The organism is Limnothrix sp. HT2024 (assembly GCF_059138625.1).
In genome coordinates this window covers 264,693-289,584 of record NZ_CM181121.1, presented here as the reverse complement: position 1 = coordinate 289,584, position 24,892 = coordinate 264,693, and the positions used below count along the sequence as shown (strand labels likewise).

Sequence of the window (24,892 nt, the reverse complement as noted above, 5' to 3'; positions counted from 1 at the left end):
GGCTGCTGTTCCCTACCCCTGAGACTCTATTGAAAACGATACTCGGGAAAAAGTAGTGAACCATGTTCCGATCGCGGCTTCGGTCGGGCCATGGTCTGGATTGATCGTGACCATAGCTGTGCCCTGCGAACCGCAAACTCAACACCAGGCGAGGACGGAAGCGAATTCCCCTTCAGTCAATAGATGCCCCTGGAAGCCGAGTCCGTCTAGACAGTTAACAAACTGTCTCCCAGTGTATGGCATTCCCCCAAACCAGCTATGTACCGATCAACACTCAGTTCACGGTGAGCTGACTGATCTTACCGGCGGGATGACGCGGAACAGGAACCAGATCGATCGCGCTAAATCCTACGCTGAGCAGGATTCACAAGGCAAACTTGGGGGAAGCTTGGCGAAAGCAACCCCCTATTCAGGGTTTTGAAGAAATGTGAAGAAATGTAAAGAATCGCAAACAATCGAAAGCTTGAATTGGGCTTCCTCAAGCTGGATCGAAACGCTAGATCGAATCTGACTCAATCGAAGAGCTAGATCGAATTTGATTCAACTGAATTTTCGGGAGCGGGGCAACACCTCGCCGGCCGGTTCTGAAATCTGAAAACCGCGCTTTTGCCGTTGATTAACCCATTGGCTCCCTAACCCATCAGAATTACCCGATCGAGCACATGGATCACGCCATTGGCCGCTTCGATGTCGGCCGCCACCACCGTGGCATTTTTCACCTCAAAGTTTTTACCAACCCGTACCGGAATTGGAGCACCTTCGAGCGATTCCAATTGGGTCACCTGGGCCAAATCCGCTTGGGTGTATTTACCAGCCACCACGTGATATTTCAGGATGCGAGCCAGTTGTGGGGGGTTTTGCACCAGGGTTTGCACCGTGCCGGGTGGGAGCTGAGCAAAGGCCTGGTCGTTGGGCGCAAACACGGTGAAGGGGCCTGGACTTTTCAGGGCTTCGACCAATCCAGCCACCTTGACGGCGGTTACGAGGGTTTCAAAGGAACCGGCATTAATGGCAATGTCAACAATGTCGGGCATGGTCAAGGATGGGGGTGAAGTCCAGGTACAGGGCAATGCAGAGCCGCTGGGGCCCAAGGTCGCCGCTAAATCCCAATCATCCTACCGCCGATCGCCCGATCGATTGGGGATGGGCAATTTTGGAGTTTTAATACCTTCGATTGGACATGGTTGGCCCGCCTCGCTGTCCTGGGTGTAATGATTGCCAACCCAAAACAGCGGAGCAGGACTCAAACTAGCGACTGGGAGCTACATCGATCGACCTTGATTGATCAACCTTGAGCGCGATCGATTCGGCAACGGGTCACCGCCTCGTTACCAGCCCAACACGTAGGCAAACACCAACGGAGCCACGATCGTTGCGTCACTTTCAATCACAAACCGGGGCGTGTCGATCGACAGTTTGCCCCAAGTAATTTTCTCGTTGGGCACGGCTCCCGAATAGGAACCATAGCTGGTGGTGGAATCGCTGATTTGGCAGAAATAGCCCCACAGCGGCGTTTCCCGCAGCAGGTCTTGTTGCAACATGGGCACAACGCAAATGGGGAAGTCGCCCGCAATGCCGCCCGCAATTTGGAAGAACCCGATCGACTGGCCGCTTTCGATCGAAACCTTCGTGTAGTAGTCCGCCAGGGCCATCATGTATTCAATGCCCGTGCGTACCGTGTGGACATTTTTAATGTCGCCCTCAATGCAGCGAGCCGCAAAAATGTTCCCCAGGGTCGAATCTTCCCAGCCGGGCACAAAAATCGGCAAGTTTCGTTCAGCCGCCGCCAACATCCAGGAATTCTTCGGATCAATTTGGTAATACTCCTTCAAGGAGCCATTCAGCAGCACTTCGTAGAAGAATTCGTGGGGGAACTTCCGTTGCCCAGCCGCATCGGCCGCTTTCCACACATCCAGCACGGCCTTTTCCATGCGGCGAATGGCTTCCTCTTCCGGAATACAGGTATCGGTGACCCGGTTCAGATGCTTGTCCAGCAGTTTTTGTTCATCTTCTGGGGTCAAGTCCCGATAGTTCGGAATCCGCACATAGTAATCGTGGGCCACCAGGTTAAAGATGTCTTCTTCCAGGTTGGCCCCCGTGCAAGAAATCGCGTTGATTTTGCCTTGGCGAATCATTTCCGCCAGCGACAGGCCCAATTCTGCCGTGCTCATGGCTCCGGCCATGGCCAGCAACATCGGATTTCCGGCTTCCACATGCACCTTAAATGCTTCAGCGGCATCCACCAAGGCCGCTGCGTTGAAGTGGCGGTAGTGGTGTTTGATGAACTGACTGACGGGGCCCATAGGTTACTTGCCTTTCAACAAAAGAGTGCGACACAACCAGCAGCCCCGGAATTTGCGTTCAAGGGTCGATCGCGCTGCCCCAGCGTTGACCGAGGATGATTCAAACCCAGCATCCTTCGGCCCAGGGGGGCGATCACGCGCGATCGAAAAAACGGGGCTGCAATCCAAAACGATCATCCTACCGCCTTGGCCTCAACGAAACATTAAGAAGCGGCACAAACCCGGTTCCGTCCTCCATGTTTGGCGGCATAGAGATAGCGATCGGCCTCTGCAATCATCGCCTCATAATCTCCCAAGGCTAAGTGGTCAGAAACACCAATGCTGAGGGTGACGCTGAGTTCTGGGTGAATTTTGGGCCAAGGCGCTTGCTCGATCGCCTGGCGAACTTTGTTGCAAGCCGCCACCGCATCCGCTAAGCCTATGCCCGGCAGTGCAATCACAAATTCTTCGCCCCCATAGCGGGCACAAAGATCACTCGATCGCAGATTTTTTTGCAGAATTTGCGCCACACCTTTCAAGACCCGATCGCCCACCGCGTGCGAAAACCGATCGTTGATTCGCTTAAAGAAATCCACATCCCCGATCGCCACGCTCAAGGAAGAACGATAGCGCTGAGCCTGCTCAAATAATTGGCTCATTTGCCCATTAAAGTGGCGACGATTAAACAGTCCCGTCAGCTCATCTCGAATGCTCAATTCCGTGATCTTGGCGTTCGCCTTTTCCAGATCCAAGATCTTTTGATTCAGGGCCTGTTGCAGTCGATAAATCTGTAAATGGGTGTTGACCCTTGCCAACACTTCCAACTCTTGAAACGGCTTGGCGATATAGTCCACACCGCCGACCTCAAAACCCTTAACCTTGTCGTGAACGGCGTTGGCCGCGCTGATAAAAATGATCGGAATAGATTGCGATTGGCGATCGGCCTTCAAGCGTTGACAAACTTCATAACCATCTAGATTCGGCATCCGAATATCCAATAGGATCAGGTCTGGGCGATGGGCCGCGATCGCCTTCAGTGCCTGTTCTCCGCTGTTGACCGGCCGCACCTTGTGCCCCTCCCGCACCAGTAACTGGCTCAAGACTCGCAGATTCACCAAATTGTCATCCACCAAGAGGATGTTGCCCTGCACTGTGGGGATTGTGCAGGGCGGTTGCGCCAGCTCATGGATGGCTTCATGCTGGCCATCTTCTGGGGGGACACGATCGATCATTGAATAGTTCATCGGCTCTGCATCCTGAAGATTGTGGTCTTGAGTTTCTGAAAATTTGCAAATTTAATTCACAAATTATGAAACTCGAATCATGAAATTCGTGAATTTATACTAATTGCCAATGCAGCGAAGGAGCAAAATACAAGCACAATACTTAAAAAATTCACTAAGCGCTAATTGTAAATACCAATCAAATACCAATCAAATATCAATCAAATCTCATGACAGTTTCATGGCAAATTCATACTCAACAATGACTGCAGTTGCTCATAATCATAATCATGCAAAATACGATTCAGTTGAGCAATGATTAATGCCTCTTCTGGTGGCAACTTATGAATTAAGTATTCCAGTTCAAAAAAGTCCGCTTCTTGGGCTGCTTTCAGCATTTGCTTGCGCCAAGGTTCTGGCAAATTTCGTAATTTTTGACTCACACGATCCGTTAGTTCAGGGCTGCCCACGGGCGATCGCCCGCTGAAACTGCTGCTGATCTCGCTTTCCAGACCGGTGGATAAGTTGGCATATAGATAGCGAACCTGGAGATGATGGGCGATCGCATCTAGAATCGTTTGTTCTCGGAAGGGCTTGCGTACAAATCCATCAAAGCCTGCAGACAAAACCCGTTTCTCATCTTCCTGGAACGCACTGGCTGTCAGGGCCAAAATCGCTACAAACTGTTGTTTTGACTGGGCTAGCTGCTTAATCTGTCTCATGGCCGAAATGCCATCAAGCTGAGGCATTCGTAAATCCATCCAAATCAGGTGAGGCTGCCATTTAGACCACTCCTCGATCGCCTGGTAGCCATCATGCACTTCCCGTACTTCAAACCCTATGCGCTTGAGCAATTGACTCAAAAGGGTGCAATTTTCCAGGCGATCGTCAGCAATCAAAATGCGGGGAATTGGGGAATCGGGCGCTAACCCAATAATTTGCCGGGGATCGGGGTTGGTGCTGTTGGGTTCTCCGATAGGCGCACGGATCCAAAAATGAAAAGCAGTTCCCTGATTGGGCTGGCTTCTGACCGTAATTTCGCCCCCCATGAGTTGTATAAAAGAGCGACTGAGGGCTAAGCCCAATCCGGTTCCCACGCGGCTCGATCGCCCCGATGCAGTTTGCTCAAAAGACTGAAATAACTTGGGCAACTCAGCCGGTTCAATGCCCACCCCGGAATCAATCACCTCCACCACAAGGCGATCGGGCGGGGCATATCGCACTTGCACCGAAATGCCCCCTTCCGGCGTGAACTTAATAGCATTGCCTAATAGATTGACCAACACTTGACGCAATTTTCCATCATCCATCACCAGATAGGCAGGCAAGGCTGAATCCAGTTCAAAATCGAGGCGCAAACCCTTTTGATGGGCAGCTAACTCGAACATAGCCACGATTTCTTTAAAGAGCGATCGCACCTCGATCGACTGTGTAATTAACTCCGCCTTGCCCGCCTCAATTTTGGCCATCGATAGAAAATTATCAATGAGCCTTAATAGATGTTCACCGCTCATTTGAATTACGGCTAGATTCGTTTTTTGTTCCTCAGTTAAGCCCACATCACGCCTCATCAATTGCGAAAATCCAATGACAGCATTCAGCGGCGTTCGCAACTCGTGACTCATATTCGATAAAAACTCACTCTTAGCCTGATTAGCTAATTCCGCCTGGTGCTTGGCTACTTCGGCCTGCTGTTTTTGGCGGGCTAATTTTTGCTCTGCCAATTGCCGTTGGGATCGCATGGCCACAAACTCAGTTGCCAGTTGGCCAATTTCACCATTCGCCCTAACCTTGATCGCGCGGTCTAAATTACCTTGCTTCATCAAACGAACGGCTTCTGTTAATTGCTCCAAAGGCTGAGCGATCGTATTTCCCAAAAAATAACCCATCATGCCAATGGGAAGCGTTGTGACCAAAAAAGCCAACAGAAAACTAACTCGCACACTTTGTTCATAGGCCAGGAAGCTATCATCTACTTCCGAGTCATTTTCAAACACAATGAAGCCAATGGTTTGATCCTTCAATTGCAGCTCAGAAATGCGCTGCGACCATGCTTGAGACCACCAACGTTGCAGGTCAAAAAACGGGACACGATCGCCCCGTGCGGCCCGCTCAGGGGGCAGGATATAGTTGCCTTCTGAGTCCACCACGGAAAACAGCGGTCGGCTGGGGGGCCAGGCTCGCTGATTGGTTCTGGGTTGTCCTGGTTTGGGGGGCAAGAACAGGCCAGGAATCGTTGCTGAATCTTCTGGCAACTCCGGGAAATTCGGCGGCAAAGCGGCTTCCGAATTGCACGATGATGCATCCAAGCTGCCCTGAGCCATGGGAGGCGGGGAAGGCCGCCCAAACATCACCAGGGGGCCTAACCAGGCTTTGAGCCGCTGAAGCCAGCTTTCAACAGGGCAATCGATCGGGCGGGGATCCCTAGGCAGGTCAGCGCTGTGACTACGGGCTAGTTCTGCCCGCCGGCGCTGGATGAAGTGGCCTAAATCTTCCCGCTGCTTGGCCGCATCCCAGGATCCAGCCGATTGGTAATAGGCCAACACATGCGATCGATACTTTTCCTGGTGTCCCTGCACGGTGGCCGGCGAAAAGGAAGCCCGCATCATTTCCAGGGTTAAGTGACCGACCAGCGCCGCCCCCAGCCAGCCACTAGCCATCACAGCCAGGACAATTTTGGTGCGCAGGGGCAAAAACTTCATGGGCAAATTAGGGGCTGAAGACCCTTGCTTCTCACTAGTTCAGTCCACGATCAAAGTCCACGATCGCACGCCACGATCGTCAGAGGGTAGGCTTGGGGATCAATCGTCAGAGGGTAGGCTTGGGGATCAAGGGATCAACTGCACAACCTATCCCTTGGCGCGGCGGCGATGCTTGCGGGCTGCCCGCTCCACCTGATCTTGTTCATAGTCAATTAGCCGGCCAAAGTAGGGATGTTGTCCCAAATCGAGCGACATATAAACGTGGCGGCGCACATTGTCAAAGCCCTTGCGGGTAAAGAACTTCACCGCCGGTTCATTGGCGGGATCCGTGTCAATGAATAGGCTGCGGGCCCCTTGGTGGATCGTGCGCTCCACGAATCGATCGACCAAGGAGTCGGCCACGCCCCGGCGTTGGAATCGGTGATCAACCCCTAGCCAATTGATGTAGCCGTAGGTCACCTGCTTCTCAATCACCGTACCCAACACAAACCCCGCAAACTCGCCCTCCACTTCCGCAATCAGGCAATATTCCGGATCCGTGTTGTAGAGGCCCGTGACCTCCCACTCATCCCAAGTGCGGTAAAGCGTGGGATACAACTCATTTTGGAAAAGCTGCTCGCCCAGGTGAAAGACCGGAGCGAGATCATCGATCGTCATGTCGCGAGTAACCACCGCATTGGCCGGGGCCGGCTTGGCGGCCGCAGATTCCGCAAGGGGTGAAGACTCAGACCCAGAACCAGCATTAGCCCCAGCCTGCAATTCGGACGGCTGAGAAGATAGATGAGGCGGATGAGAAGGTGATGCGTCAGTGGTCACAGTAAACCTTAGGGCTGGTTGAACAACACCAAAACCAGCCCGCGATCGCCATTTTATGCGATCGCCATTTGTCCAGGATCAATGGGAACGGATGCGGAGGGACTCGAACCCCCGACCCTCAGAACCGGAATCTGATGCTCTATCCAACTGAGCTACGCATCCAGGGTCGGCTACGCTAGCGGCCGCACAAGCGCCACTCAACATCGCTTGGCTATATTACCACTTCTGCCAGCGATCGCCCCTCTCATTTTAAAATTTTAGGGTTGTAAAAATGGTTTGATATTCGCCAACCCCATCACAACCAACCATTACACCCAACTAAGGAGAAGCTCGCTGTGGTTGCCACTGCCCTTAACACCACCCGTTCAGAAGAAATTTTTGCCGCTGCCCAAGCGCTGATGCCCGGTGGCGTGAACTCGCCCGTGCGCGCCTTCAAGTCCGTGGGTGGTCAGCCGATCGTGTTCGATCGCGTCCAAGGAGCCTATGCCTGGGATGTGGACAACAACCGCTACATCGACTACGTGGGCACTTGGGGCCCCGCCATCTGTGGCCATGCCCATCCCGAAGTGTTGGAAGCCCTGAAAGCCGCGATCGACAAAGGAACCAGCTTTGGTGCGCCCTGCTACCTAGAAAACGTGCTGGCCCAGATGGTGATCGATGCCGTCCCCAGCATTGAAATGGTGCGCTTCGTCAACTCCGGCACCGAAGCCTGCATCGCCGTCCAGCGTCTGATGCGTGCCTACACCGGCCGCACCAAACTGCTGAAGTTTGAAGGCTGCTACCACGGCCACGGCGACATGTTCTTGGTCAAGGCCGGCTCTGGCGTGGCTACCCTCGGCTTGCCCGACTCCCCCGGCGTGCCGAAAACCGTCACCGCCGACACCCTGACCGCCCCCTACAACGACCTGGAAGCCGTCAAGGCCCTGTTCGCGGAATATCCCGGTGAAATCGCGGGCGTGATCCTGGAGCCGATCGTGGGTAACGCGGGCTTCATCGTCCCCGAACCCGGCTTCCTGGCCGGCCTGCGCGAAATCACCAAGGAAGACGGTGCGCTGCTGGTGTTCGACGAAGTGATGACCGGCTTCCGGATTGCCTACGGTGGCGTGCAAGAAAAATTCGGCATTACCCCCGACCTGACCACCCTCGGCAAGGTGATCGGTGGCGGGTTGCCCGTGGGCGCTTACGGTGGCCGCCGCGAAATCATGCAAATGGTCGCACCCGCTGGCCCCATGTACCAAGCGGGAACCCTGTCGGGCAACCCCCTGGCCATGACCGCCGGGATCAAAACCCTGGAGCTGTTGCGTCGTCCCGGCAGCTACGAATATCTCGATCAAATCACCGGCAAGCTGATTAACGGTTTGCTGGAAATTGCCCGAGAAGCGGGTCACGAAGTCTGCGGCGGCCACATCAGCGGCATGTTCGGCATGTTCTTCACGGCGGGCCCCGTGCGCAACTACGAAGAAGCCAAGGCCGCTGACCTGACCAAGTTCAGCCGTTTCCACCGGGGCATGTTGGAACGGGGCGTGTACCTGGCTCCCTCGCAGTTTGAGGCGGGCTTCACGTCGTTGGCCCACACCGACGAGGACATCGAAGCGACTTTGACCGCGGCCCGCGAGGTGCTATTGAGCTTGTAGTTGCTACCGTTCCAATCCCGAGTTGAGGAAACAGAACTCGGGGCAAATTAGGTGTAAATCTGAATGGGGGCAGGCATAAAATCTGCTCCCAAAACCGATCAAGAAATCCAACAAAACATCAACTCAAGTCCGACAAAGCAGCGGCAGTAAGAACAGCAGGCAACCGATTAGATAGAGATATCGAATTCGGAGTGCAGCCGATGGAAACCCTTGAAGACATCAAGTTGTTGTTGGAAGTGGTGGCGGCTTTGGCGGCTTTGTCGCAAACCTTTCCGGTGGCGGCAATGTTGGCCGGTTCAGCGGCGATCGCCTGGTTGGTGTTTCCTGGCTTGAAGCGATCGCGTGACAAGAAGTAGGTGCGATCGAGGGCGCGGGAACTAGCAACCCTGCGTCCTCAATTTGTTTGGCGCAACAGGGCAACAAAACCGGCTTGTTCAAAGTGGCGATCGTGGGCGAGGGCTTCGCGAATTTGCCGATCGCCCATCACACAAAAGGAGATGCAGTCGGTGTGGCTCCAGGCAGAATCGGGGCGATCGCGATAGAGCTTCAGGGCGCGGTCAAAGAGTTGAGATGTTGCTGGAATGATTTCAACGTTGGGATCGCTCTGGAGCGACTCAACAAACGCTGCTGCTAGTTGACGAACCCGGCGATCTTTTTTGGAAAATGCATTCAGTAATTCGTTGAGTACCCAGTCAGTGGTGACAACTCGAAAAGGGAAAAGTCGCTGGCTCACAACTTTGGCAATGTCGTGTAGTGGATCTTGTGGATAAAGGGTGGCGATCCAATAGCCAGTATCAGCAAAAAAGGTTTTCATTCTTCAACCTTCGGGCTGCCATAAAGGTAGTGATCAAGGTTGATTGAAAAATCGGCTGGCCAATCTTTCCAGGCTTCTTCGGGGAGATCTGCACTTAGGCGCTGGGCGGTGGCAAAAAAGCTGGGTAATGGTGCAGCTTCATCCGTAGTAGATTCTGGTGCTTCTGGTTGGGGTTGTAACGATGACTGAAATTGTTGCTGAACAAACATCAGAAACATCAAAACAATCTCTAGGACGGTTTCGGGTGCTTGGTCGATCGCCAAGAGGAGTCGTTCTTTGACAGTCATCATAATGTTGGCTCGCTAGGGTTGGTAGAAGGCTTTGTTGGTGCGATCAATCTGGAGTGGGGCATCGAACGATCGATAGAGTTCTTGGGCGCGATCGGGCAGCACCTTCAGCCTAGATTATTGCAAGGCTAGTACTAAGGGAGGAGGCAAGCGATCGCCCCCAGCAACATTTTGGTAGTGACCCTTGAGAATTATCGTACTAAAATCAAGTGACGGTTGCTGTAACCGTCGTTGTTACAGCCGTTGTTGCGGCCGTTCAAATAGTCTCTGATGGAGGAGGCGCGATCGATGAAAGGTCACTGTCTGTGTGGGGCGATCGCCATTGAAGTTCCCGACAGAACCACCGTGGAGGCTTGTCACTGTGGGATGTGTCGTCGATGGAGTGGTGGCCCAGCGCTGGGGATTGCTTGCGGTTCCGATGTGCAAATCGAAGGAAGCGAGAAACTGAAGGTTTACCGATCGTCAGACTGGGCCGAGCGAGCATTTTGCGGTGAATGCGGCACTCATTTGTTTTATCGGCTGGTTCCAACTCAGGACTATTTTGTGCCAGCGGGATTATTTGCCGATGACCAGCCTTTTGAATTCACGGAGCAAATTTTCGTTGATCGCAAGCCCCATTACTATGACTTTGCGAATCAGACGGTGAACCTGACGGAGGCGGAAGTGTTTGCTAAGTTTGCCGCGATCGCCCCTGACTCTTCGGAAGGGGAACCCGCATAGTTCCGAATTAATTTGCTGAGTTGAAGTGCCCCATCATTTTGAGTTTCCAACTCGATCGGGGCATTGCAGTTTTGACTGTGAATCATGAAAAACACTGGCAGGGCGATCGATTATTTTCGATCAACTTGCCAGTGTTTTTTTGGGACTGATTGCCCATGTATTGCCCAAAAAGCCAGTAAAGTTTGATTTTTGGGTTGCAAAAATGCAGTTCCTAGATTTGCTCGGGAACCCCAATTTTCATCACCTTCATGGGAGTGGTGATCTGTCTGGCTTTCAGGGCTGCGGCGAACTGTTCCGGTGTACCCGGCAATGAGAACAAGCCGTAGTGCATGGGCACCACTAATTTGGGGCGCACCAATTCCACCGCTTCAGCGGCGCGATCGGGGCCCATGGTGAATTTGCCGCCAATGCAGGTCAACATCAAATCCACGGGGCCAAATTTGGGAATTAGGGCCATGTCTCCGAACAGGTCTGTATCGCCAGTGTGGTAAAGGGTGGGGCCGTTTTTCACCTTGATCCAAAAGCCGCCTGGATTTCCTGCATAAAATGGCTGCGGGTTGCCATCGGTGCTGACGGTGGAACTATGAACCGCTGGCACGAAGGCCACTTCCACATCCCCGTCCAGCAAGGAAATTTGACCGCCAAAGTTGCCTAGGGCCGGAAATTGCATTTGTTCTTGGGGGTAGCCCAACACGGAAACCAGGGCCTTGGCTAGGTCAAAGGTGGCCACCAGTTGGGCCCCGGTTTTTTTGCCGATCGCCACGGCATCTCCCACATGGTCGTTGTGTCCATGGGTGATGAGCACCAAATCAGCGCGATCGAGCTGGTTCAGGACTGCTTTGCCTTCGGGGTTGGCCGGATTTTGCAGCCAGGGATCGAGCCACAGCACTTTGCCCGAAGGGGTGGTGAGCTTGAAGGCCGATTGGCCATACCAAACCAGTTCCGTGCCGCCGGGGGTTGCGGCCTGGCTGGGCTGGGTGGCTCCCCAACTGACGATGCCCCCGATCGCGGCCAGGCCAATGACCAACATGGTTAAGAGTCCCCATTTCAGACTGCCCAAGGGGGGCCAGTGGGGTCGCCAACGGGGCGATCGCGCCGCCAAATTACGCATACTGATCAACCTCTTAATCTCTGAATTTCTGCAACCAAGGTTCTACGCAGGCTTGACGAAGGCTCGACGGTCGAGTTTTCTCGAAGTTTTGCGATCGAATCACCGTCCCATCACCCCCTCATCACCGCTCCAAACGGCATGAGGCGATCGATCCTCTGCGGAGATAATGACTACCCCATTTAGAATTCCCTGGGGTAGATCAAGCCAATGGTAAAGTAGACGGCGTTTGGTGTGCGGGTGCTAACGGCATTCTTGGGCCCCGCTCCCTTAATTTCTCGTCACTTTCCTGTTTTTTGAGGCGATTATTTCGCATGAGTAGCAATCCCCCAAGCATCGCTAACCATCCCGCTCTGGTGGATCAAAATGAGCCAGGCGATCGCTCTGGGGAAATAGCCTATCCTGCTTTTTCTTTGGTGTTGCCGGTTTTTAATGAAGAATTGGGCGTTGCCCCCACCATTGAACATTTGCAAGCCACCCTCAGGGCCTATCCGGGTGTCTATGAAATCATTGCGGTGAACGATGGTTCCAGCGATCGAACCGGTGAAATTTTGCATCAACTGCCCGGTCTTCGGGTCATTGATCACAACATCAATCGGGGCTATGGTGCGGCCTTAAAAACCGGAATTCGTCACGCCAAATATTCTTTGATTGTGATTACCGATGCGGATGGAACCTATCCCAATGAACGGATTCCAGCCTTGGTGAATTTAATTCAACTGGCGGAAGCGGACATGGTTGTGGGGTCGCGAACTGGGGAGAATGTGCAATATTCCAATTTGCGGAAAATTCCCAAGTGGTTTCTCGTTCGCTTTGCGGAGTGGATTACCAAAACCAAGATTCCTGATTTGAACAGTGGCTTGCGGATTTTTCGGAAGGAAATTGTCGATCAATTTTTGAATATTTTGCCCAATACCTTTAGCTTCACCACCACCATTACGGTGGCCATGCTCACCAATGGCTATACGGTGCATTACGAGCCGATCGACTATCACCCGCGCCAAGGCCGCAGCAAAATTAAACCGATTCGGGATACTTTGCGATTTGTGCAAATTATTCTGCGCACGGGGCTTTATTTTGCGCCGATGCGAATTTTGATGCCCGTTTCAGCGGCCTTTGCGATCGGGTTTTGTGTTTCGTTGGCGCAAGATATCTTTGTGCGCAATGACTTGACGGAAACCACCCTAATTCTGCTGTTGGCTGCCACCCAAACGGCCATTTTGGCCTTGCTGGCCGACATGATTGATAAACGGCTTTGAGGGCTGTTTCGTGGGTTTTACGTGGCGTTTGCGTGGGCTTGGCGAGTCAGCGCGAATCAACCGATCGCCCCGTGGCCCCTTAAAACTTATTGGGTTCGGGCTTGGGGGCTTCGCAGGGTTGCCGCACCAACGTGCCATTGGGCAGGGTTGCCCCACATAACTCGGCTCCGTCGCTCCGAATATTCACCAGGTGAGCATCTCTGAGGTTGGCATTGGCCAAGCTGGCTCCCCGCAAGTCCGCGAACATCAAATTAGAACGAGCAAAGTTCACTCGATCGAGCTGGGCTGCACTGAAATTGGTGGCCCGTAAATTCGCCCGTTCTAAGTTGGCTCCCCGAAAATCGGCCCTGGTGCAGTCGGCTGCGCCTAAGTTGGCCTCTGCCAAGTTTGCCCGCTGGAGATTGACGTTTCGCAGGTTGGCTCCGTAGAGGTTCGCCGATCGCAGATCCGCGTCTTGCAGGTTCAAACTGGTGAGGTCTCGATAGCGCAAATCGCAGCCTTGGCAATGGTTGAAAGCCCGCAGTTGCGCCAGCGGATCCAAATTGGGACGGGCGGCAGAAACTTGGGCCACAGGGGCCAACGGCAACCCGATCGCCAGGCCGACCCCCAAAGCCATGCCCCCGATCGGCCCTAAACGGGCCAGTCGATCAAGATTGCGCCAAGACTGGTGAGCGGTAATTTTGGCCACGAATCCAAATCCTCAGGGGAGCGGGAGGCAACGCTTGGGAAAGCGCCTCTATCCTAGCCAGACCCGGGGGCAACTGGCAGCCACTGAAGACCGCTCGATCGCCCCCAGCGCACTGCTCGCGAAAAAACCTTGAAAAACCTTGGTCAAAGCTTTGCGTTTTTTCAAGAGATCATGGTATGGTGATAACCCGTTGCGGACGTATAGCTCAGTTGGTTAGAGCACCACGTTGACATCGTGGGGGTCACTGGTTCGAGTCCAGTTACGTCCATTCAGGCTCCGCAAATTCTTCTACAACACCTGGTAAAAAATCTGGCAAAAATTAGCCGGATCATTTGCTCGATCGCAATTGGGTGACCAACGCCCGCAGCCCCAACCGGTAGCTTTCGGGGCCAAAACCAGAAATTTGCCCGATCGCCACGGGAGCAATATAGGAATGGTGGCGGAAGCTCTCCCGTTTGTGGATATTGCTGAGATGTACTTCCACGGTGGGAATCGCAACCCCGGCGATCGCGTCGCGGATGGCCACGCTGGTGTGGGTGTAGCCACCGGGATTAATCACCAAACCGTCAAATTGCCCCAGAGCTTCATGGATCCAGTCAATTAAGGTTCCTTCGTGGTTGGACTGGCGACAGTCGATCGCCACTTGCAGCTCCGCCGCATCCTGTTCCAAACGTTCGTTAATGGCCGCCAGGGTCAGGGTTCCGTAGACTCCCGGTTCCCGTTGCCCCAGCAAATTCAGATTAGGGCCATGCAAAATCAAGATTTTCACGCGGATTTCGGCGCTCTTTCGCGGTCTAATTCAAGGGATTGAGTAGCCCATTCTCGCAAAATTTCAGCCCCAGTTTTTCTGAGGGTCGCGCCAACCTCAGCTCGGAATTCGCTACCCCAATCTCCTAACTCCACCGTGGCGAGATCGTGGGGGGCAAGGGGCTTAAGCCCCTTGTCTGCCATGGTTGGGACTGCCGTGGTTGGGACTGCCGTGGTTGGGACTGCCGTGGTTGGGACTGCCGTGGTTGGGACTATGGTTTGGACCAGAAAATCAGCATTTCCATGGGGTTAACTGACCGTGCCCAACCCCTTCTTAAAGCACAAGCAAGAGGATAGTCCCCTTGCTTGGCGAATCGTCGGTTTAAATCGGTTGTTGAAAGATACGAACGCTTGACGCTAACTTCTCAGGACAAATATCCAATTAGCGGCGGCGATAGGCGCGATCATCCACAGGCACGGGGATCGGTTCCGCCTCCGGCTGGGCCTGTGGGCCAAGCAGCGCTTCGATCACCTTCTGTGCCCACTGTTTCAGCTTTTCTATCACCTGTTCGATATAGTCCATTAATCGAAGGCTCCTTGACGGCGGTTCGATCGACTGTTGAGGGATCGCTCAGAGTCGCATGTCTTTAGATTAACCCAATCCTCTGTTGAGATGGTGCAAATTTGGTTGCAGTTTGCCCATTGATTTTGCCCTGAATCCCGATCGAAGGACGGGGTGGCCGCTCTCGGGCGTTAGGTATGGATCCGTTAAATTTGCTAAATTTGCGAAGTTAAGTGTAAAGCCGAGCGCAATGTTGTGCCCTTGGCGCGGGGCTGACCGATGCTTTGGCTCTCCTGCGCACTGGTTAGGGAACGAGCGATCGCGCAACGAGCAAGGACGAAACTGTGAGTGTAAGTGATCTGTTTACCAAGGGCGGCCCGGCCATGTGGCCGTTGTTAACGCTGTCGGTGCTGTCAGTGGGGACGGTCTTTGAGCGCTGTTGGTTTTGGGGGCGCATTTTGCTTCGGGAACGGGAAGTGGCCGATCGAATTTTGGAGTCGGCCCGCAATGACTGGAGCAGCGCCGGCCCGATCGCCAGCAAGGCCCGCGACCAACCGATCGGGCGGTTTTTGGCAGCTCCCCTAAAGCTGGAAGACCCAGACCCAGAACTCTTTCGCCTGGCCCTGGAGTCGGCCGCCGAAGAAGAACTCAGCGCCATGCGCAAGGGCGACAAACTGCTAGAGGCGGTGATTGCCCTCTCGCCCCTGTTGGGCCTGTTGGGTACGGTGTTGGGGCTGATTGGCTCCTTGGGATCCATCCGAATTGGGCAGTTGGGAACCGATGCCACGGCGGGGGTCACCCTGGGCATTGGGGAAGCACTGATCAGCACGGCGACGGGGTTGGTGGTGGCGATCGGGTCGTTGGCGTTTTATCGCCTCTTTCAAGGTTTAGTGTTTACCCAAGCCAAGCTGTTTCGGCGGGCGGGCAACGATTTGGAATTGCTCTATCGACAACTGTGGGCCCAGCGGCGCGATCGCCCCGTTCCCCATGGAGAAACGGAGCCAATCCCGGAAGCCTAGGATTTTTAATCCATTGCGATTGATTCTGTATTGATCTGCATTGACCTGTGCCGATCTGTCCCGATCTGTACTGATCCATTCCATATTGATATTGATCGCTATTGATCGATATTGATCGCGGCGATCAGCCACAGCCGATCGACCCTTGTTATCTCGACCGTCGTTATCATCGACCGTAGCGATTATGGCGCTGTTAAATTCTGATTCCATGCGGCAAGCGTTAACCTGCGATCGCCTACCGCTGGCGGTTTACCGTGAACTGGCGGCCCACCTGAACTTGGTGGTTGGGGTGCAGGCGGTCTTGCTGCCCCAAACTTCCCAGGAGTTTGATTATTTGCAAAGTCAGGTGGGAGGCGTGGCGATCGAGCTGGATCCGGTGCTGGGCGATCGGGCCCGGCAGCAGGTGGAAGCGATTTTGAATCACTATGCCGATCGGTTTGGCCCCTGGCGATCGCTCCCCACGGCCTAGGAAGTTGCGGGGGTTAATCAACAGAATTTGCAGGATCTCGGGGCCCCAACCGCTCTAGGATATTGAACGCTTCACCGCCATTTCAATTCGATTTTTTTACCTCGACTCGATCGCCTGCCATGACTGCCATTCAAGCCCTACGCGGAACCAAAGACATTTTGCCGACCGAAATCGGCTATTGGCAGCATGTGGAAGCCACCGCCCGCCAAGTGCTGGGCCGCGCCGCATTCCGAGAAATTCGTACCCCCATCTTTGAGCAAACGGAGCTGTTTGCCCGTGGCATTGGGGAAGCAACGGATGTGGTGGGTAAGGAAATGTATACCTTCACCGATCGGGGCGATCGCTCCTTGACCCTGCGGCCGGAAGGCACGGCGGGCGCGGTGCGGGCCTTTGTGGAGCACAAGCTCTTTGCGGCTGGCGGCCCCCAGCGATTGTGGTATTGCGGCCCCATGTTCCGGTACGAGCGGCCCCAGGCGGGTCGGCAGCGGCAGTTTCACCAAATTGGCGCGGAACTGTTGGGCAGTGGGGATGCGCGGGCGGATGTGGAAGCGATCGCGGTGGCCGTGGAGCTGCTGAATTGCTTGGGGTTGAAATCCTTGCGGATGTTGCTGAATTCCGTGGGCGATCGGGTCGATCGCGCCACCTACCGGGCCCAACTGGTGGACTACCTCACCCCTTATTTTGCGGATTTGGATCCGGATTCCCAAGATCGCCTCAATCGCAATCCCCTGCGAATCTTGGATAGCAAAGTGGCTAAAACCCAGGAAATTTGCCGGGAAGCCCCCAGCATTTTAGATGCCCTCTCGCCCGAGTCGGCCGCACGGTTCGCCAAGGTGCAACAGGCCCTGACGGATTTGGGCATTGCTTATCAGGTGGATTCACGACTGGTGCGGGGATTGGACTACTACAGCCACACGGCCTTTGAAATCCAGTCCGATGATTTGGGCGCACAGGCCACCGTTTGCGGCGGTGGTCGCTACGATGGCTTGGTGAGCGAGTTGGGGGGCCCGGAAACGCCGGCCGTGGGCTGGGCGATCGGGATGGAACGGTTGATTTTGCTGTTGCAGCAGTTGCAACCCTTGACGGGCGATCGGGTGGATTTTTACGTGGTTTCCCGGGGCGAACAGGCGGAACAACAGGCCTTAAAAGTGGCCCAAGTGCTGCGTCAGGGAGGCTTTGCGGTGGAAATGGACTTGAGCGCCAGTGCTTTTGGGAAGCAATTCAAACGGGCCGATCGTGCGGGAGCCGCCGCTTGCGTCATTTTGGGTGATGCGGAGGCCGAAAACGGCACGGTGCAGCTCAAATGGCTGGCTTCTGGGAATCAGGAGGCGATCGCCCAAACGGACTTGGCGGCCAAGGCTGAACAGCTTCGTCAGCAGATCACCCAGCAAATTCCCCAGCAGATTCCCCAATAAATCTGCAAAAGCACTGCAAATAAGCCAAATCAGCGCTTATTTCTGATCTGCTTATGGCTGATCTTCAGGGGTGCGATCGGGAATGCGAGCCGCCGTGCGCAGGATTTGGCCCGCCAGGATCGCCGCCCCGAAGCCATTGTCAATGTTCACCACTCCCACGCCCGCCGCGCAGGAGTTGAGCATCGTCAGCAGCGGGGCCAATCCGTTGAAGTTGGCCCCATAGCCCACGCTGGTCGGCACGGCCACCACCGGCACATCCACCAGCCCCGCCACCACACTGGGCAAGGCCCCTTCCATCCCCGCCACCACAATCAACACGTCCGCCTGGGCCAGGCGATCGCGGTGGGCAAACAGCCGATGAATGCCCGCAATACCCACATCCCAGAGCCGATCGACCCGAAATCCCATTAACTCAGCGGTCACCGCCGCCTCTTCCGCCACGGGTAAATCAGCCGTCCCCGCCGACACCAGGGCGATCGTGCCGGGTCGAAGTGGGCGACGCAGGGCGGCCGGCGACTGCCAAGCACAAATCCGCGCCAAGGCGTGGTAGTACAAATCCGGCACGATCGCGGCAATTTGGTCATAGGCCGCGCGATCGACCCGCGTCGCCAAAATCACCGATGCGCCCCGATCGCGCATCGCCAACATAATTGCTGCGATCTGTTCCGGGGTCTTGTTTTGGCCCCAAATGGCCTCCGGGAACCCCGTGCGCCGTTCCCGTTGCCAATCCACCTTGGCAAACCCTTCCACGGCAAAAAAACCCTGGTCTTGCAGGTTGGCCATGGCCTGGTCAGGAGCCACCCGCCCTGCGGCGACCGCCTCCAGCAACCGTTTCAAGTCCTCCATGGGTTCGCCCTGCTCCATCCTTGCCTTAACGTTTCCCAAACTGCCCAGATTGTGCGGCCATCTTGGCTCCTAGAGATCCAGTTGCAAAATGGGCGATCGGGGATTGGCAATCGTTCTGGCGATCATTTCCGCCACCAATTCCGGTGCTTCCTGAATGCGTTGTCCCCCTTCCAGGGGCAAAAAAGCCTGTCGAGTGCGGGCCAGCCAAGCCGCGTGGGGCCCCTTGGCCGAACGCTCCCGATCGCGCCCGGTTTCGCGCACAGCCCGCAACGTCCAAACCGGACAAACCAGGCTATCCCAATTCTTCGTTTCCAGAATTTCGGCCCGAACCGTGCCCCATTCCAGATTGATCGGTAATTCAGGCGATCGAACCGCTCGCTTCAGCAAGGATGGGGCCGCCGTTTGTCGCCTGCGACGGGGGGAACCCAACTGCGGCCACCGGAATCGTAATTGAGCGCCTTTCAGGGGTTGCTCCGGATCCACCAGCAACACCCCCAACACACGCTGGGGACGATACAGGGCATAGCTGATGGCAATCCAAGCGCCCAAGTCGGCTCCCAACAGCCACAGCCGATCGACCCGCAGCGCGTCCAACCACTCATCGATCGCCGCCAGCAACCCCGGCAACGACTCCCAGCGCGGCCGCCCCGACTCCCCCACCCCGGGCAAGTCCGGCGCAAGGCAATGGTTCGATCGCCCCAAGGCTTCCAAAAGTCCCTGCCATTGGCCACCATCATGGGCCGCCCCGTGCAAACAAACCACCGCCAGCGAGTTCGGCTTTCCCGCCTCTCGCCAAAACCAATCCCCTCGCGGCAGCCGCATTCGGGCATTACGCACCAGTTGAGCCGTTTCCTGGGGCTTAATCCACAACGGCTTGGCCTCTGAAATAATCCTGGACTTGTCTCGCATGATCGTGCGCCAACAACATCCCCCCGATCGAACCTGGCGCAAACAAGCCCACTTCTGCGATTTCCAGTTGATCCACCGGGGCGATCGCCCCAGTTACCTGCACTTCCACGGAAATGTTCACGGCATGGATTCGAGGGTCGCGGTCAAATGCCGAATAAACCCCCACTAACCGCCCCACTGCCACAACGGTGAGCCCCGTTTCCTCCGCCAGCTCACGGTGAATGGTCGAAGCGATCGTGTCGCCCCAATCCACCAAACCACCGGGCAGCGACCAAAGGCCGTTATCTCGCCGCTTCACCAGCACGAATCGGCCATCCGGCATCACCGGAATCATCGTCACGCCCACCAGAGGATGGCGAAACACCACACCCAGAACTGTTTTGACATAGCGCCAAACTTGGGCCCAAGGACGAAAACCGGTCACGGCCAAACTTCCCAGTTCATTCAGGGGATGCCAACGAGGTTGAGAGGTCAGCGAGAACCTGAGCTGGATGAATTTCAGGCTTCACTTTCCGATAGATTTGCTCAATCCTACCATCTACCCCAATAACGAAAGTCTGTCGAAAAACTCCGATATATTCTTTGCCCATGAATTTTTTCGGGCCATAGCTCTCATAGGCTGTGGCGACGGAACCGTCGAGATCACAGAGTAACGGAAAGGGAAGTGAAAATTTTTGAGTGAATTTCTGGTGAGCTTTTGCATCATCTGTGCTGATACCCAAGATCACAGTGTTTGCTGCTTGAAATTCAGCGTGATGGTCGCGGAAACCGCAGGCCTCTTTGGTGCAACCGGGCGTGTTGTCCCGGGGATAAAAATAGAGCACCACCCGCTGGCCCCGCAGCGCCGACAGTTGCACAAGGTTGCCCTCGCCATCGGGCAAGGTGAAATCGGGGGCGAGATCGCCAACTGAAAGGGTCATAGGCCAAAAAACGCACTGCAAGATGGATCTGGAAGCAACGGAGCTGAATTCAACCTGAACTCAACCTGAATTCAACCTGAACTCAACCGAAATTCAAATAGCCAATTCCATCGCAAAACAGCAAAACCCGATCGAGTCAGGCCAATCCCACAGCAGGGCAGCACCTGAACGAGATCGGGTTGCCAATTCGTTCATCAAGCCTTTAAACGGTCATGATGTCCTTTTCTTTTTCCGCTAGCAAGCTGTCAATTTTAGAGATGAATTTGTCCGTGGTTTTTTGCACCTGATCTTGCAAATCACGGGCCTCATCTTCTGACAACTCGGCGCTCTTTTCTTGCTTACGAATTTGGTCGATCGCCTCTCGCCGCACGTTGCGAATGGCGACCTTGCCTTCTTCGGCATACTTCGAGGCCACCTTCACCAGTTCCTTACGGCGCTCCGAGGTGAGCGGCGGAATATTCAAACGAATCACCGAACCATCGTTATTGGGCGTGAGGCCAATATCTTCATCCATCGAGATCGCTTTTTCGATCAACGACAGGGTGGTTTTATCGTAGGGCTGAATCGCAATGGTGCTGGCATCGGGGGTGCTGATGCCGGCCAAGGACTTCAAAGGCGTAGGAGTGCCGTAATATTCCACCACAATTCGATCGAGCAGGGAGGTGTTCGCCCGCCCCGTTCGAAGCGTATTAAAAGAGCGCAGGGTGGCTTCCACACTCTTTTGCATGTTGCTTTCAACGTCAGCTAACTTCACAGCGTCCTCCAACAATCGTGCCGACTGATTCTCCCATGACCGCGCGCTGAATATTGCCGCTAACGGTCAAGTCAAACACCACGATCGGGATGTTGTTTTCCTTGCACAGGGCGATCGCGGTGCCATCCATCACGCGCAGATCCTGCGTCAGAACATGATTGTAATTGAGGCTGGTGTAGCGTTTTGCCTCAGGATTGGTCTTCGGATCCGCATCGTAGATCCCATCCACCTTCGTGGCTTTGAAGATCACATCCGCATCAATTTCCGCCGCTCGCAGTGCTGCCGTTGTGTCAGTGGTAAAAAACGGGTTGCCGGAACCAGCCCCAAAGATCACCACTCGCCCCTTTTCCAGATGACGAATGGCACGCCGTCGAATGTAGGGTTCGGCCACTTCTTGCATGGCGATCGCGGTTTGCACCCGGGTGGGCACTCCTTGGCGCTCTAGGGCATCTTGCAGGGTCATGGCGTTCATTACCGTGGCAATCATGCCGATATAGTCACCCGTGGCTCGATCCATGCCGCCGGCCGCCGCTTTGACCCCTCGGAAAATATTGCCACCGCCCACCACGATCGCCAGTTGCACCCCCGTGGCCATCACCTCCGCCACTTCGCGGGCAATGCCGTGGACAATTTCGGGATCGATGCCATAGGACAAGTCACCCATCAGCGCTTCGCCGCTGAGTTTCAGTAGAATTCTTCGGTATTTAGAGTCCATTCGGCTACGATCTCGCGTTGCTAGAGTCCAAGCTTCCCCCATAGGATATCGCAAGGCATTCCATGCGTATCAGCTTGCCTGAAGGGGCTGCCGCACGACCCTTGGGCGATCGGGCGATCAATAGCAGCCGTCTATTCGGGCCATTTTTGTAAGCTTTCTAAAAAAACTATTAAACTCTTTATGGCTATCCAGTTATACTTATCGGGTCACCATTGGGCCATGACGCGCCAATGCTGCATCGCCCTCGCCCACGGTTTGTTTGCGCCCAACCGCTTGTTGATTCTCCAACGCCATTGCTTGGCCCCCTTCTGGCATGACTGATCAAGATTGCAACCCGCTGACCCCTGAAGTTTTGACCTCGATCGCTGACTATTTCAAGGTGCTTTCGGAAGTGAGCCGCTTGCAGATTTTGTGTTGTTTGCGATCGGGGCCCATGAACGTGATGGAACTGACGGAAGCAACGGGTTTCAGTCAAGCCAACTTGTCCAAACACCTGAAGATTATGACTCAGGCGGGCATCTTGTCTCGGCAGCCCAAGGGCGTTAGCGCCTATTACGAAGTGGCGGATCCCAAGGTGTTTGTGCTTTGTCAGAGTGTTTGCGATGGCATTGGCGATCGACTGCGACAACAGGCTCAACAATTCCAATTGGGCCCGACGGGAATGGGCGATCGAGCAGGGCGATCGGCCGCCCAAAGCCACCCCGGATGATCGCGGCAATTGCGCCAGAGCAACTATTCAAGCGGCCATGAGTAGCGATTAAACAGGCCGTTAACCGAATTCATCGATAGGAAATCACGGACTTTATGGACGTGCAAGAACTGATTCAGCGCGGTGCAGCGGGTGAACAAAAATTCCATCTCATCCAAATGCGGGATGTGGAATTAACCGCCATGAATTTCCAGGGCTTTGATTTTAAGCAAGCGGATTTTCGGCAAGCAAGATTAGGCAAAAGTAACCTCAGCCATTGCAATCTACAACAGGCGGATCTCAGTGAATCCTTACTTTGGGGAACGAATCTGAATGGGGCCGATTTAAGCCGGGCGACCCTGCGGGAGGCGGATTTAACGGGGGCAATTCTGACACAAGCTTGCTTGAAGTTTGCCAACTTTTGCAAGGCAATTTTAAGCGGCGCGGATTTGGCGCGGGCAGACTTGCAAGGGGCCGTTTTATATGAAGCGGATTTTCGATCGACCCCCAATCACCACACCAATTTGCAGCACGCCAACTTTGCAGAAGCGGACTTGAGCTATGGCCAGCTCAGTGGGGCCCTGTTGCGCTATGTATCTTTGGAGGGGGCGAAGCTCTGTCGCGCCAATTTACGCCGTATTTCCGGCGCAACCCCTCTGATTACGGATCTCACGGGGGCCAATCTGAAGCGTGCTGACCTCAGCTATGCGGATCTGACGGGAGCGATTTTGCGGGATGCGGATTTGCGCGGGGCAGACTTGACAGGAACCCTGTTGGGACAAGCGGATTTGCAGGGGGCAGCCCTACCGGATGGATTTGCGTTGCAGATGTCCTAGGGGCGATCGCCCGATCGGGTTGATAGCTCGATCGGCTCCCTATCGTTCTGGCTGTTAAAGCCGCTCAAGATTGCCACCCGCTGCCAGCGCTCATCTTTCAGCTATTGCTTCGGGAAAATTAGAGATCATCCGTTTCCTCGATCGCCTGGTGCTGCAATCGGCGTGAGGTGCGGCGAAATCGTTTGCTATTCAACCGGGGTTCCAGGGCTTCGCGCCCGTCCCGCTGGATTTTGCGCTTAAAGGAGCTTTCGGTTTGGCGTTGGCGCTCTTGGGCCGCTTCGTAGGCGATCGCCTCCTCAAGCAACTCGAGGTAGAAAGGATATCGTTCCCAGTCGCCACGCACGGCACAGTCCGGCTCATTGCGGTGGCGACAATCCCCATAGCGACAGGGGGCGATCGCCAACCGTTGCTGAATTTCGGGAAATAGGGCCGGAATGGCGGCGGGGCCACAGGTCAGTTGAGGCTGATTGAATCCCGGCGTATCCGCCAGCAGGCCACCACCCGGCAGCTCAAATAGCTCCACGTGGCGGGTGGTGTGGCGGCCGCGGGCTAATTTGCCAGAAACGGCGGCCGTTCGCAGATCCGTGCCAATTAAGGCCCCGATCGTGCTGGATTTGCCAACGCCGGACGGGCCCGCCACAACGGTTGTTTGCCCCGAAAGGGCTGCGTGCAGGGTTTGAAGCCCCTGTTGTTGATAAACACTAATCAGCAATGGGTCATAGCCCCAACTTCGCAGCCGATCACGCCATTGTTGGCAGTCCGCCGCCGACAGCAAATCCCGTTTGTTCAAACAAAGGGTGACGGCTAATCCCGTAGACTCCGCTTTCGCTAAGAATCGACTCAGTTGATGGGGATCCAAGGCGGGTTCCGCCAGGGCAAAGATCAACAACACCCGATCCACATTGGCCACGGGCGGCCGATCGAGCCAACTGCGACGGGGTAAGACTTCTTCGATCGCCCCCCGTTGGCCTTGCCAGTCCGGTTCCACCACCACCACTCGATCGCCCACGGCCACTTGCTGACCCACCTTTTTCAGGCGGGCCCGGCGCAAACACAGCAACCGTTGAGTGGCGCAGGTGTCGGGAATGGGAGAACCAGGGTCAAGCTGCACCCAATAGTAGTTGGCTTGCACGGCCAAAACCGTGCCCGTTAACCGCTCGATCGCGATCGGCTCTGGGGTGGGAGTCGTCGCTGGCCCGGTCATGACTCCGCAGCAGCAGCGGCCGGCTTGCGCACTTGCAGCACAAAGTGACCATCCGCCGCCTCGGGTTGGGGGCCCAAAAACTCGATCGCGTAGCCCGCCATGGTTAAACTATCGGGCACTTGCTCGATCGGCTCCCCCGCATCCAACCACACCTCCAGTAGCGATCCAGCCGCCATCTGTTGCAGTTTCAACTTGGTGCGCACAAAGTTGATGGGGCAGGGTGTTCCCCGTAGATCAAGCCGTTCATCCGGTTCCAGGGCGATCGCCGCCATCCT

The 24,892-nt window shown here is 55.1% G+C and carries 29 protein-coding genes, 2 tRNA genes and 1 pseudogene; 11 read left to right on the top strand and 21 right to left on the bottom strand.

Translation table 11 applies throughout. From position 1 onward, the window contains the following. Window positions 1-632: 632 nt before the first annotated feature. The 6 genes from AC2IAX_RS01260 to AC2IAX_RS01235 form a co-directional block, all read right to left on the bottom strand. Window positions 633-1,034, bottom strand: a complete 402-nt coding sequence (locus AC2IAX_RS01260) for a fasciclin domain-containing protein (protein ID WP_494388970.1) — start codon at window positions 1,032-1,034, stop codon at window positions 633-635. Window positions 1,035-1,328: 294 nt separating this feature from the next. Next, window positions 1,329-2,303, bottom strand: coding sequence for a deoxyhypusine synthase family protein (locus AC2IAX_RS01255; protein WP_393014565.1), 975 nt, complete (start codon window positions 2,301-2,303; stop codon window positions 1,329-1,331). A 203-nt stretch (window positions 2,304-2,506) separates the two neighbouring features. Beyond that, window positions 2,507-3,526 carry a diguanylate cyclase gene (locus AC2IAX_RS01250; protein WP_494388969.1) on the bottom strand — a complete coding sequence of 340 codons (1,020 nt, stop codon included), beginning with the start codon at window positions 3,524-3,526 and terminating at the stop codon, window positions 2,507-2,509. A gap of 218 nt (window positions 3,527-3,744) precedes the next feature. Then, window positions 3,745-6,207, bottom strand: a complete 2,463-nt coding sequence (locus AC2IAX_RS01245) for an ATP-binding protein (RefSeq protein WP_494388968.1) — start codon at window positions 6,205-6,207, stop codon at window positions 3,745-3,747. 147 nt (window positions 6,208-6,354) lie between these two features. Then, window positions 6,355-6,864, bottom strand: coding sequence for a GNAT family N-acetyltransferase (locus AC2IAX_RS01240; RefSeq protein WP_099532059.1), 510 nt, complete (start codon window positions 6,862-6,864; stop codon window positions 6,355-6,357). Window positions 6,865-7,111: 247 nt separating this feature from the next. Next, a tRNA-Arg gene (locus AC2IAX_RS01235) sits at window positions 7,112-7,185 on the bottom strand. Window positions 7,186-7,358: 173 nt separating this feature from the next. On the opposite strand from AC2IAX_RS01235, the gene hemL reads away from it, so the two are divergent. Then, entirely contained in the window at window positions 7,359-8,657 is a 1,299-nt protein-coding gene (hemL, locus tag AC2IAX_RS01230; protein WP_494388967.1) for a glutamate-1-semialdehyde 2,1-aminomutase, read from the top strand. Window positions 8,658-8,857: 200 nt separating this feature from the next. Further along, window positions 8,858-9,013 carry a hypothetical protein gene (locus tag AC2IAX_RS01225; RefSeq protein ID WP_494388966.1) on the top strand — a complete coding sequence of 52 codons (156 nt, stop codon included), beginning with the start codon at window positions 8,858-8,860 and terminating at the stop codon, window positions 9,011-9,013. 38 nt (window positions 9,014-9,051) lie between these two features. Here AC2IAX_RS01225 and AC2IAX_RS01220 read toward each other — a convergent pair whose 3' ends face one another. Both AC2IAX_RS01220 and AC2IAX_RS01215 read right to left on the bottom strand, forming a co-directional pair. Beyond that, the gene (locus tag AC2IAX_RS01220) at window positions 9,052-9,471 is read right to left on the bottom strand and encodes a type II toxin-antitoxin system VapC family toxin (protein ID WP_494388965.1); all 420 of its coding nucleotides are present in this window, start codon (window positions 9,469-9,471) and stop codon (window positions 9,052-9,054) included. Further along, the gene (locus AC2IAX_RS01215; RefSeq protein WP_494388964.1) at window positions 9,468-9,761 is read right to left on the bottom strand and encodes a hypothetical protein; all 294 of its coding nucleotides are present in this window, start codon (window positions 9,759-9,761) and stop codon (window positions 9,468-9,470) included. The genes AC2IAX_RS01220 and AC2IAX_RS01215 overlap by 4 nt, the downstream gene beginning before the upstream one ends. Before the next feature lie 285 nt (window positions 9,762-10,046). On the opposite strand from AC2IAX_RS01215, the gene AC2IAX_RS01210 reads away from it, so the two are divergent. Next, entirely contained in the window at window positions 10,047-10,478 is a 432-nt protein-coding gene (locus tag AC2IAX_RS01210) for a GFA family protein (RefSeq protein ID WP_494388963.1), read from the top strand. A 211-nt stretch (window positions 10,479-10,689) separates the two neighbouring features. On the opposite strand, the gene AC2IAX_RS01205 is transcribed toward AC2IAX_RS01210, so the two are convergent. Continuing rightward, window positions 10,690-11,589: a metal-dependent hydrolase gene (locus AC2IAX_RS01205; protein ID WP_494388962.1), complete on the bottom strand. Its 900-nt coding sequence runs from the start codon at window positions 11,587-11,589 to the stop codon at window positions 10,690-10,692. 311 nt (window positions 11,590-11,900) lie between these two features. Between AC2IAX_RS01205 and AC2IAX_RS01200 the strand changes: the two genes are divergently transcribed. Beyond that, window positions 11,901-12,845 (top strand): glycosyltransferase family 2 protein, encoded by a 945-nt coding sequence (locus AC2IAX_RS01200; RefSeq protein ID WP_494388961.1) that lies wholly within the window; start codon window positions 11,901-11,903, stop codon window positions 12,843-12,845. A 79-nt stretch (window positions 12,846-12,924) separates the two neighbouring features. Here the strand turns inward: AC2IAX_RS01200 and AC2IAX_RS01195 are convergent, their stop codons facing one another. Next, on the bottom strand, window positions 12,925-13,533 hold the full coding sequence (locus AC2IAX_RS01195; protein WP_494388960.1) for a pentapeptide repeat-containing protein: 609 nt from the start codon (window positions 13,531-13,533) through the stop codon (window positions 12,925-12,927). A gap of 194 nt (window positions 13,534-13,727) precedes the next feature. Between AC2IAX_RS01195 and AC2IAX_RS01190 the strand changes: the two genes are divergently transcribed. Further along, window positions 13,728-13,801 (top strand) — tRNA-Val (locus AC2IAX_RS01190). Between the two features lie 60 nt (window positions 13,802-13,861). On the opposite strand, the gene aroQ is transcribed toward AC2IAX_RS01190, so the two are convergent. The 3 genes and pseudogenes from aroQ to AC2IAX_RS01175 all read right to left on the bottom strand — a co-directional run bounded on the left by aroQ (window position 13,862) and on the right by AC2IAX_RS01175 (window position 14,863). Next, window positions 13,862-14,302, bottom strand: coding sequence for a type II 3-dehydroquinate dehydratase (gene aroQ, locus AC2IAX_RS01185; protein WP_199858076.1), 441 nt, complete (start codon window positions 14,300-14,302; stop codon window positions 13,862-13,864). Between the two features lie 162 nt (window positions 14,303-14,464). Further along, a pseudogene (locus AC2IAX_RS01180) lies at window positions 14,465-14,542 on the bottom strand (hypothetical protein); the annotation flags it as partial. A 180-nt stretch (window positions 14,543-14,722) separates the two neighbouring features. Further along, complete coding sequence (locus AC2IAX_RS01175) at window positions 14,723-14,863, bottom strand: hypothetical protein (RefSeq protein ID WP_190355392.1); 141 nt, start codon at window positions 14,861-14,863, stop codon at window positions 14,723-14,725. A gap of 323 nt (window positions 14,864-15,186) precedes the next feature. On the opposite strand from AC2IAX_RS01175, the gene AC2IAX_RS01170 reads away from it, so the two are divergent. The 3 genes from AC2IAX_RS01170 to hisS all read left to right on the top strand — a co-directional run bounded on the left by AC2IAX_RS01170 (window position 15,187) and on the right by hisS (window position 17,745). Next, window positions 15,187-15,861, top strand: coding sequence for a MotA/TolQ/ExbB proton channel family protein (locus tag AC2IAX_RS01170; RefSeq protein ID WP_494388959.1), 675 nt, complete (start codon window positions 15,187-15,189; stop codon window positions 15,859-15,861). Window positions 15,862-16,069: 208 nt separating this feature from the next. Beyond that, window positions 16,070-16,330, top strand: a complete 261-nt coding sequence (locus tag AC2IAX_RS01165) for a hypothetical protein (protein WP_494388958.1) — start codon at window positions 16,070-16,072, stop codon at window positions 16,328-16,330. Between the two features lie 119 nt (window positions 16,331-16,449). Further along, window positions 16,450-17,745, top strand: coding sequence for a histidine--tRNA ligase (gene hisS / locus AC2IAX_RS01160; protein ID WP_494388957.1), 1,296 nt, complete (start codon window positions 16,450-16,452; stop codon window positions 17,743-17,745). 51 nt (window positions 17,746-17,796) lie between these two features. Here hisS and larB read toward each other — a convergent pair whose 3' ends face one another. From larB to pyrH, 6 genes are all read right to left on the bottom strand, one after another. Further along, window positions 17,797-18,591: a nickel pincer cofactor biosynthesis protein LarB gene (larB, locus tag AC2IAX_RS01155; protein WP_494388956.1), complete on the bottom strand. Its 795-nt coding sequence runs from the start codon at window positions 18,589-18,591 to the stop codon at window positions 17,797-17,799. A gap of 69 nt (window positions 18,592-18,660) precedes the next feature. Continuing rightward, window positions 18,661-19,461 carry an alpha/beta hydrolase gene (locus tag AC2IAX_RS01150; RefSeq protein WP_494388955.1) on the bottom strand — a complete coding sequence of 267 codons (801 nt, stop codon included), beginning with the start codon at window positions 19,459-19,461 and terminating at the stop codon, window positions 18,661-18,663. Beyond that, window positions 19,451-19,924, bottom strand: coding sequence for an NUDIX hydrolase (locus AC2IAX_RS01145; protein ID WP_494388954.1), 474 nt, complete (start codon window positions 19,922-19,924; stop codon window positions 19,451-19,453). The genes AC2IAX_RS01150 and AC2IAX_RS01145 overlap by 11 nt, the downstream gene beginning before the upstream one ends. 16 nt (window positions 19,925-19,940) lie before the next feature. Continuing rightward, a complete protein-coding gene (gene bcp, locus AC2IAX_RS01140) occupies window positions 19,941-20,420 on the bottom strand; it encodes a thioredoxin-dependent thiol peroxidase (RefSeq protein ID WP_494388953.1) in 480 nt (159 codons plus the stop codon). 202 nt (window positions 20,421-20,622) lie between these two features. After that, window positions 20,623-21,174 carry a ribosome recycling factor gene (gene frr / locus AC2IAX_RS01135; RefSeq protein ID WP_099532072.1) on the bottom strand — a complete coding sequence of 184 codons (552 nt, stop codon included), beginning with the start codon at window positions 21,172-21,174 and terminating at the stop codon, window positions 20,623-20,625. Continuing rightward, entirely contained in the window at window positions 21,161-21,889 is a 729-nt protein-coding gene (gene pyrH / locus AC2IAX_RS01130) for a UMP kinase (protein WP_099532073.1), read from the bottom strand. The genes frr and pyrH overlap by 14 nt, the downstream gene beginning before the upstream one ends. A gap of 180 nt (window positions 21,890-22,069) precedes the next feature. On the opposite strand from pyrH, the gene AC2IAX_RS01125 reads away from it, so the two are divergent. From AC2IAX_RS01125 to hetL, 3 genes are all read left to right on the top strand, one after another. Then, window positions 22,070-22,210: a hypothetical protein gene (locus tag AC2IAX_RS01125; RefSeq protein ID WP_494388952.1), complete on the top strand. Its 141-nt coding sequence runs from the start codon at window positions 22,070-22,072 to the stop codon at window positions 22,208-22,210. Continuing rightward, window positions 22,203-22,598 (top strand): ArsR/SmtB family transcription factor, encoded by a 396-nt coding sequence (locus AC2IAX_RS01120; RefSeq protein WP_099532074.1) that lies wholly within the window; start codon window positions 22,203-22,205, stop codon window positions 22,596-22,598. The genes AC2IAX_RS01125 and AC2IAX_RS01120 overlap by 8 nt, the downstream gene beginning before the upstream one ends. Before the next feature lie 95 nt (window positions 22,599-22,693). Further along, window positions 22,694-23,413, top strand: coding sequence for a heterocyst differentiation pentapeptide repeat protein HetL (gene hetL, locus AC2IAX_RS01115; protein WP_494388951.1), 720 nt, complete (start codon window positions 22,694-22,696; stop codon window positions 23,411-23,413). A gap of 118 nt (window positions 23,414-23,531) precedes the next feature. Here hetL and rsgA read toward each other — a convergent pair whose 3' ends face one another. Further along, entirely contained in the window at window positions 23,532-24,617 is a 1,086-nt protein-coding gene (gene rsgA / locus AC2IAX_RS01110) for a small ribosomal subunit biogenesis GTPase RsgA (protein ID WP_494388950.1), read from the bottom strand. After that, on the bottom strand, window positions 24,614-24,889 hold the full coding sequence (locus AC2IAX_RS01105; protein ID WP_494390458.1) for a sulfurtransferase TusA family protein: 276 nt from the start codon (window positions 24,887-24,889) through the stop codon (window positions 24,614-24,616). Before AC2IAX_RS01105 ends, rsgA begins: the two co-directional genes overlap by 4 nt. Window positions 24,890-24,892: the final 3 nt, after the last annotated feature.

Coding starts and splice junctions, on each gene's coding strand:
- AC2IAX_RS01260 (WP_494388970.1), bottom strand. CDS start 1,034: ATGCCCGACATTGTTGACATTGCCATTAATGCCGGTTCCTTTGAAACC.
- AC2IAX_RS01215 (WP_494388964.1), bottom strand. CDS start 9,761: ATGATGACTGTCAAAGAACGACTCCTCTTGGCGATCGACCAAGCACCC.
- hisS (WP_494388957.1), top strand. CDS start 16,450: ATGACTGCCATTCAAGCCCTACGCGGAACCAAAGACATTTTGCCGACC.
- AC2IAX_RS01205 (WP_494388962.1), bottom strand. CDS start 11,589: ATGCGTAATTTGGCGGCGCGATCGCCCCGTTGGCGACCCCACTGGCCC.
- larB (WP_494388956.1), bottom strand. CDS start 18,591: ATGGAGGACTTGAAACGGTTGCTGGAGGCGGTCGCCGCAGGGCGGGTG.
- pyrH (WP_099532073.1), bottom strand. CDS start 21,889: ATGGACTCTAAATACCGAAGAATTCTACTGAAACTCAGCGGCGAAGCG.
- AC2IAX_RS01250 (WP_494388969.1), bottom strand. CDS start 3,526: ATGAACTATTCAATGATCGATCGTGTCCCCCCAGAAGATGGCCAGCAT.
- AC2IAX_RS01120 (WP_099532074.1), top strand. CDS start 22,203: ATGACTGATCAAGATTGCAACCCGCTGACCCCTGAAGTTTTGACCTCG.
- rsgA (WP_494388950.1), bottom strand. CDS start 24,617: ATGACCGGGCCAGCGACGACTCCCACCCCAGAGCCGATCGCGATCGAG.
- AC2IAX_RS01255 (WP_393014565.1), bottom strand. CDS start 2,303: ATGGGCCCCGTCAGTCAGTTCATCAAACACCACTACCGCCACTTCAAC.
- AC2IAX_RS01200 (WP_494388961.1), top strand. CDS start 11,901: ATGAGTAGCAATCCCCCAAGCATCGCTAACCATCCCGCTCTGGTGGAT.
- bcp (WP_494388953.1), bottom strand. CDS start 20,420: ATGACCCTTTCAGTTGGCGATCTCGCCCCCGATTTCACCTTGCCCGAT.
- AC2IAX_RS01210 (WP_494388963.1), top strand. CDS start 10,047: ATGAAAGGTCACTGTCTGTGTGGGGCGATCGCCATTGAAGTTCCCGAC.
- hetL (WP_494388951.1), top strand. CDS start 22,694: ATGGACGTGCAAGAACTGATTCAGCGCGGTGCAGCGGGTGAACAAAAA.
- AC2IAX_RS01220 (WP_494388965.1), bottom strand. CDS start 9,471: ATGAAAACCTTTTTTGCTGATACTGGCTATTGGATCGCCACCCTTTAT.
- AC2IAX_RS01245 (WP_494388968.1), bottom strand. CDS start 6,207: ATGAAGTTTTTGCCCCTGCGCACCAAAATTGTCCTGGCTGTGATGGCT.
- AC2IAX_RS01165 (WP_494388958.1), top strand. CDS start 16,070: ATGCGGCAAGCGTTAACCTGCGATCGCCTACCGCTGGCGGTTTACCGT.
- AC2IAX_RS01105 (WP_494390458.1), bottom strand. CDS start 24,889: ATGGCGGCGATCGCCCTGGAACCGGATGAACGGCTTGATCTACGGGGA.
- AC2IAX_RS01175 (WP_190355392.1), bottom strand. CDS start 14,863: ATGGACTATATCGAACAGGTGATAGAAAAGCTGAAACAGTGGGCACAG.
- AC2IAX_RS01125 (WP_494388952.1), top strand. CDS start 22,070: ATGGCTATCCAGTTATACTTATCGGGTCACCATTGGGCCATGACGCGC.
- AC2IAX_RS01225 (WP_494388966.1), top strand. CDS start 8,858: ATGGAAACCCTTGAAGACATCAAGTTGTTGTTGGAAGTGGTGGCGGCT.
- AC2IAX_RS01240 (WP_099532059.1), bottom strand. CDS start 6,864: ATGACGATCGATGATCTCGCTCCGGTCTTTCACCTGGGCGAGCAGCTT.